Annotated in this window: 1 protein-coding gene; it reads right to left on the bottom strand. The window is 75.8% G+C overall.

What is annotated here, in order from left to right:
* Nucleotides 1–302 precede the first annotated feature (302 nt).
* Complete coding sequence (locus AB0G16_RS38735; protein WP_362816015.1) at nucleotides 303–1,409, bottom strand: DUF5931 domain-containing protein; 1,107 nt, start codon at nucleotides 1,407–1,409, stop codon at nucleotides 303–305.
* Nucleotides 1,410–1,583: the final 174 nt, after the last annotated feature.

Below are 1,583 nucleotides of genomic sequence, written 5' to 3'. Positions count from 1 at the left end.
GACCCGCCACCCGAGCGAACAGATCATCCAGGCCCGTCATCCATACCTGAAGATCCTCAGCGGTCACCGCACTCGACATGCGACCAGGCTAAGCCATCACAATCTGTTGTTGTAGTATTAGAACGCGCGGCGGCGCGGGTCTCCCGCCGCTCTCCTCGGGACGACGGGGGACGGCGACCGGGCCGGGGCCGGGAACGGGAGCGGGGTCATGGCCGGAACCGAGAGCGAAGCCGGAGCCGGGTGGGGAGCGGGGTCAGGGGCGGGGGCGGGGCCGGGGTCGGAGCCGGGGCGCCGGTCGTCCGTCACCCGGCGGGGACCGACATCTCGATCTCGGTCCCCCGCCCCGGCGCGGAGATCACGGTGACCGTGCCGCCGAGATCGGCGATGCGGCCCCGGATGGACTGCGCGACACCGAGCCGGCCGTCGGCCGCGGCCTCCTCCAGGCGTCCGGGGGCGATGCCCGGCCCCTCGTCCCTGACGGTCACGGTGACCAGCCCGTCGTCGGCCTCGGCGAAGACCCACGCGGGCGCCCGCTCGCCGCAGTGCCTGGCGACGTTGTCCAGGGCGGCCCCGACCGCGGCCGACACCTCCGCCGCGGCGACCGCGGACAGGGTCAGCGGGGTCGCCGGGGCCGAGACGGTGACCGTGGCCGAGCCGTACCGGTGCAGCAGGGCGCCCAGGTCGGCGCTGCCCGCGGCGGGCGGCTCGGGCCGGAGCCTGACCAGCTCGCGCAGGGCGGCCTCCTGCTCGCCGGCGAGCCGGCCCAGCTCGGCCGCCTCACCGCCGATCTCCTGGCCGCGCCGCTGGACCAGCGCGAGCACCTGGAGCACCGAGTCGTGGATGCCGCGGGCGAGCCGCTCGCGCTCGCGCCCCGCGGCCTCCATCTCGATCGCCCGCTGCATGCGCTCCTCGGCCGACCTCGCCAGCCGGGCGACGTGCCCGACGACCGCGCCCGCGAGGAAGAGCAGGACGGTGCCGTTGACGGGCAGCGTCTCGAGACCACCGGGGACGGCGCGCAGCCACAGGTCGGCCGACGAGACGATCAACGCGGCCACGGCGCCCGCCCGCCGTCCGCCGTACACGGCCCAGGCGAGCACCGCGCCGCCGATCCAGGTGCCGGTGACCGGGAGGTCACCGGGCCGGTAGGGGCCCTGCACGGCGGGGGAGGCGAGCAGGCAGCCCACGGTCACGAGCATGTCGGCGGCGAGCAGCGGCCGGCCGCGGAACTCCTCGACGGAGTAGGCGAAGATCGTCGCCGCGGTCCACAGTGCCATGACGCCGATCACCACACCGCCGACGGCCGGGTGGGCGTACCCCCCGGCGCGGGCGAACAGGACCACCGAGTACACCAGGGAGGCGACCCGGAAGACCGCGACCGCGCGCCAGAACGGCCCCTCGATTCCCGCCACCCGCCGACCTTACCTTTCGCCGGAACAGGCGATATCGACGGGAGCGGCGAGGTCGCCGGAGATTCGGGGGGATCACCGGGGAAGGCGACGGGCGGCGCCGGAAGGGCCCCGGCCGGACACCGACGCCGGGGCCGAGCCCGTCGAGCACGAGGCCTCCGCTTCGGGGACCTCCGG

Source organism: Streptosporangium sp. NPDC023615 (assembly GCF_040640155.1).
Taxonomy (GTDB): Bacteria; Actinomycetota; Actinomycetes; order Streptosporangiales; family Streptosporangiaceae; genus Streptosporangium.
This window is presented reverse-complemented; position numbering and strand designations above follow the sequence as displayed.